General features: G+C 72.6%; 3 protein-coding genes and 1 pseudogene. All 4 read right to left on the reverse strand.

Annotated elements, in window-relative coordinates; genetic code table 11:
• Positions 1–317 (reverse strand): annotated as a pseudogene (locus tag CCN51_RS53940) (hypothetical protein); the annotation flags it as partial.
• Positions 302–1,411 carry a ParA family protein gene (locus tag CCN51_RS47520; protein WP_014180807.1) on the reverse strand — a complete coding sequence of 370 codons (1,110 nt, stop codon included), beginning with the start codon at positions 1,409–1,411 and terminating at the stop codon, positions 302–304. The gene CCN51_RS47520 and the pseudogene CCN51_RS53940, both read right to left, overlap by 16 nt.
• A 420-nt stretch (positions 1,412–1,831) precedes the next feature.
• On the reverse strand, positions 1,832–2,947 hold the full coding sequence (ald, locus tag CCN51_RS47525; protein ID WP_014180806.1) for an alanine dehydrogenase: 1,116 nt from the start codon (positions 2,945–2,947) through the stop codon (positions 1,832–1,834).
• 172 nt (positions 2,948–3,119) lie between these two features.
• On the reverse strand, positions 3,120–5,033 hold the full coding sequence (locus CCN51_RS47530) for a tetratricopeptide repeat protein (RefSeq protein ID WP_245881829.1): 1,914 nt from the start codon (positions 5,031–5,033) through the stop codon (positions 3,120–3,122).
• Between the last annotated feature and the right edge of the window lie 165 nt (positions 5,034–5,198).

Below are 5,198 nucleotides of genomic sequence, written 5' to 3' on the forward strand. Positions count from 1 at the left end.
TCCTGCGGCTGGCGGCCGCCCCGCCGCTCCCCGCCGCCCGGCGGGCGGCGGTCGCCGACGGCGTCGGCGCGGGCGGCGGCCTCCCGGCCGCTGTGCTCGGCCGGGCCGGACTGCTCCGCGTCCTCCGTCGCCCGTCGGTCCCCTGGGCCGCCCTCGGCCCCGTCAGCGGCCGTGTCGGGGTCGCCGGCCGGGGCGGGCACCCGCACCTCGCCGCCGTTCTGACGGCGGGAGGACGCGGGGGAGGACGACTGCAGCGCCGTTCCTCCGGTGGTGCGGAACAGTTCGTCGGCTCCCGGCAGACTCACTCGGCGTGACACCGGGCGAGCACCTCCCTGGCGAGCTGGCGGTAGGCGGCGGCACCGACGGAGTTGGACGCGTACGTGGTGATCGGCTCACCCGCGACCGTGGTCTCGGGGAAGCGGACCGTGCGGCCGATGACCGTGTGGTAGACGTGGTCGTCGAACGCCTCGACCACGCGGGCCAGGACCTCACGGCTGTGCACGGTGCGCGAGTCGTACATCGTGGCGAGGATGCCGTCCAGTTCGAGCTCGGGGTTGAGCCGTTCCTGGACCTTCTCGATCGTCTCCGTGAGCAACGCCACACCGCGCAGGGCGAAGAACTCGCACTCGAGCGGCACGATCACCTTGTGCGCCGCGGTGAGCGCGTTCACGGTGAGCAGGCCGAGCGAGGGCTGGCAGTCGATGACGATGTAGTCGTAGTCCGCCATCAGCGGCTTGAGCGCGCGCTGCAGGGTGGACTCCCGGGCGACCTCGCTGACCAGCTGCACCTCGGCGGCCGACAAGTCGATATTGCTGGGCAGCAGGTCCATATTGGGCACGGCCGTCTTGAGCAGCACCTCGTCGGCCGACATGCCCCGCTCCATGAGCAGGTTGTAGACCGTGAGGTCGAGCTCCATCGGGTTGACGCCGAGGCCGACCGACAGGGCGCCCTGCGGGTCGAAGTCGACGAGCAGGACCCGGCGGCCGTATTCGGCGAGGGCCGCGCCGAGGTTGATGGTGGAGGTGGTCTTGCCGACCCCGCCCTTCTGGTTGCACATCGCGATGATCTTCGCGGGGCCGTGGTCGGTCAGCGGTCCGGGGATCGGGAAGTACGGCAGCGGCCGCCCGGTGGGGCCGATGCGTTCGCGTCGCTGACGGGCCGCGTCGGGCGCGAGTGTGGCCGCGTACTCGGGGTCCGGCTCGTACTCGGCGTCCGGGTCGTAGAAGTGCCCGTCGGGGAGGTCGTCGTAGGCGGCGAAGCGGGCGGGATCCGTGCCCCGCTGGTCGCCGGCCATGGCGTTCACGTGATGGCCGTCCATGCTCTGACTCTGGTGGGCTGTCGTCATGTTCTGGTGCGTGGCGAAGGTGCGGACAGCGACAGAGCCGACAGCCTCGAGCCCCGAGGGACCCATGCCCCGCGCAGCCGATCCTGGTTGACCACCCCCGGGAGAAAATGTCGACTCATTCACAAGTCGTCCTACCTCCTTGGTGACCAGGAAATTTCTAGATAGGTCAGCGTGACACCATGCCGACGGTTGGCGACTCTATGGCGTGTCGGCGGTTCGCAGCAACACAATCCACCGGACACGGCACGATGTGTCGGCAATCGAACACCGCGCTGTCAAGGGCGTATGGGGGGTGAAGCGAGGATTCCTCGACGGGCAAAGCGTCTGAATAGTTACTTTTAGGGCGAGTTGGCGGAGCGAACTGTCATCCGCGTTACGGGTCGTATCGGACACATCAACGGCCGGACCCCGCTCTCAAAGCAAGACCCGGCCGGATGCCCGTTATTGACCTGTTGTTGACGGTCGACGTTGACCGCTCGGCCGGTTTCAGCCGATCAGCGAGCTCAGTTCGACGGTCGACAGACCGTGCGCCTCGGCGACCGGACCGTAAACGACCTCGCCCTCATGGACATTGAGCCCCCTGGCCAGCGCGGCGTCCCGGCGCAGCGCGTCCCGCCAGCCGCGGTTGGCCAGCTCCACGATGTACGGCAGCGTGGCGTTGGTGAGCGCGTGGGTGGAGGTGTTGGGCACCGCGCCCGGCATGTTGGCCACGCAGTAGAAGACCGAGTCGTGCACCGTGAAGGTGGGCTCGGCGTGGGTGGTGGGCCGGGAGTCCTCGAAGCAGCCGCCCTGGTCGATCGCGATGTCGACAAGTACACTTCCGGGCTTCATCCGGGAGACCAGCTCGTTGGTGACCAGCTTGGGCGCCTTGGCGCCGGGGATGAGCACCGCGCCGATGACGAGGTCGGCGGCGAGCACGGCCTTCTCCAGCTCGTAGGCGTTGGAGGAGATGGTCTGCACCCGGTTGCCGAAGACCTTGTCGGCCTCGCGCAGCTTGTTGATGTCCCTGTCGAGCAGGGTGACGTGGAAGCCCATGCCGAGGGCGATCTGCGTGGCGTTCCAGCCGGAGACGCCGCCGCCGATGACCACGGCCCGGGCCGCGGCCACGCCCGGCACCCCACCGGGCAGCACGCCGCGCCCGCCCGCCGACCGCATCAGGTGGTACGCGCCGACCTGCGGCGCGATCCGGCCCGCGACCTCGGACATCGGCGCGAGCAGCGGCAGCGCGCGGTTCGCGGTCTCGACCGTCTCGTAGGCGATGGCGGTGGTGCCGGACTCCAGCAGCGCGTCCGTGCACTCGCGGGAGGCGGCCAGGTGGAGGTAGGTGAAGAGGGTCTGGTCCTTGCGCAGCCGGTGGTACTCCTCCGCGACGGGCTCCTTGACCTTCAGCAGCAGGTCGGCGGTGGCCCATACGTCGTCGGCCGAGCCGAGGATGCTCGCACCGGCGGCGGTGTACTCCTCGTCCGTGATCGAGGAGCCGACGCCGGCCCCCCGCTCCAGGAAGACCTCATGGCCATCGCGGACCAGCTCATGCACACCGGCAGGGGTGATGGCCACGCGGAACTCGTTGTTCTTGACCTCGCGGGGGATACCGACCTTCACGTCGATCACGGTCCTTGAATCTGGGGGATATCCGGGCTTTAAGCAGACAAACCGGAATGCGTCCGCATGCCGGAGACGACCGCAACAATCGCGGTACAGCCAGTTTAATGAAGGACGTCGCGCTGTCTAGCCTTGCATTGCTTCAATCTTTTGCCGATCCGCTGCCGGTTTCTTAGGTCACTCTGCCTCTTCGGCCCCCACTACCCGCTCGCTGCCGCCCTGCACTCCCCCCACCCCGCTGCCGCCCCGTTGCCGCGCCGCCAGCGCGCCGCGCGGCGCGCCGGTGCGCATCCGCCGCCGCCGGGTCGCCGAGCCGGTCCAGGGCGTCCGCGGCCCGCAGCGCGCCCTGTGGATTGCCCGCCCGGCGGAACGCGGCCCCCGCCGCCCGCCAGGCGCGCAGCGCCTCGCCCCACTGACCGGTGCGGGCCTGGACCGTGCCCAGCCGCTCGTACAGCAGCGCCTCGCCGATCCGGTCGCCGCGGGACAGCCGCAGCTGGAGCGCCCGCCCGTACCAGTCGGCCGCCCGGTGCCAGTCCTCCAGGTCCTCGTACGTGCCGCCGATGGACTCCAGCGAACGCCCCGTGGTGTACGGGTCGCCCGCCTCCCGGGCCGCCTCCAGCGCGTGCTTGTAGCGGACCAGCGCCTCCTCCACCCGGTCCGCCCGCGCGTCCAGGTCGCCCAGGTTCAGCAGCGCCGCGGCCTCCTCCACCGGCAGATCGCGGCGGCGGGCCACATCGAGCACCAGCCGGTGCAGCCCGTACAGCTCCGGGGCCGCCTCCTCGGCGCTGCGGTGGGCGCCGAGGGCATGCGTCAGACCGGCCACCAACCGGCGCGCCAGCGTGTCGAGCCCACCGTCCTCGACGGCCAGCCGGGCGATCTCCAGCAGCACCGGCAGCCGCGACTCCAGCCAGCCGGCCGCGGCCGCCGCCGACTCGAACCTCAGCGGCCCCGGCATCGCGGCCAGCTTCTTGCGGGCGGGCGAGCCGGGCGGATGGGCGGCCAGACGGCAGGCGTGCAGCTGCCGTACGGTCCGCTCCAGCATCCGGGCACCGGCCAGCTCCACCTCGGCCGGGCGCTCGGTGGCCCGCAGCGCCGCCCGCAGCATCGGGTCGAGGCAGCCGGGCACCTGGTACCGGCGCTCGGCCAGCGGGCGCAGCAGCCCATGCGCGACAAAGCCCTCCAGCGCGGCCTCGGCGTCCGCCACCGAGCAGCCGGCCAGCGCGGACCCTGTCTGGGCGTCCGCCCAGCCGCCGGGCGCGAGCACCAGCAACCGCAGCAGCCGGGCGGCGGCAGGCGGCAGCGCCTCGTACGCCAGCCGGAAGGCGCGGGCCAGCGGGCGCCCGCCCCGGTCCTGGTCACCGGCGGCCGGCGACAGTTCGCGCAGCCGCTGCACCGCGTCGGCGACCGACGCCATGGGGCGCGCCGCGAGCCAGCCGCCGACCAGCACCAGCGCGGCGGGCTGACCGCCGCACTCCTCGACCAGGGACTGCGCGGCCACCGGGTCGCAGGTGATGCGGGTGGTCCCGGCGTACTGCGCGAGCAGGCCGATGGCCGCGCTCACATCGAGCCCGCCGAGCGTGCACGGCCGTACGTCCGGCACCCCCGTCAGCGGACCGCGCGAGACGGCGACGACCAGGCTGTCCGGCGCGTCCGGCAACAGCGCGTCCACCTGCTCGGCGCCGGTCGCGTCGTCGAACAGCAGCAGCGCGCGCTTCCCGGCCAGGGCGTCGCGCAGCGCCTCGCAGAGCTCGTCCTCGTCCGCCCCGGCGCGGACGGACACCCCGAGCACGGCCAGCAGTTCGCGGGCGGTCCGCTCGATGGGTACGGGATCGCCCCCTGACGTGGCCAGCCGCGCGCGCAGGACCCCGTCGGGGTAGTCGTCGGCCAGCCGCCGCACCAGCTCCTCGGCCAGCGCGGTACGGCCCGAACCGGGGCGCCCGGCGATCAGCAGCACCCGGCTGCGGGGGGCCTTGCGGCCGGCGAGGGTGTCCAGACCGGCCCGGTCGATATCGGCCCGCAGCGACAGCAGTTCGCGCCGCCGCCCCGCGAAGCCGCGCCCCACGGATGCCGCCGCCGCGAACAACACGGCCCGCGTCGCACCGCTCCACAGCCCGCCGGCGTCGTCCTGGGGCCTGGCAGGGGGTTCGGCGCGCCCGGCGACGGGTTCGCCGCGCCCGGGTTCGTGGCCCTCGGCGCCCTCGGTGGAAGACCCCGCGCGCCCTGCGGTCTGGGACGGCGGGGCGCGCGGGGT

Origin of the sequence: Streptomyces milbemycinicus, assembly GCF_002154605.1 — a bacterium.
GTDB classification, from domain to species: Bacteria; Actinomycetota; Actinomycetes; order Streptomycetales; family Streptomycetaceae; genus Streptomyces; species Streptomyces milbemycinicus.

What these genes read in the sequence shown, in the direction of transcription:
- CCN51_RS47520 (WP_014180807.1), bottom strand. Translation starts at nt 1,411, where the DNA reads ATGGGTCCCTCGGGGCTCGAGGCTGTCGGCTCTGTCGCTGTCCGCACC.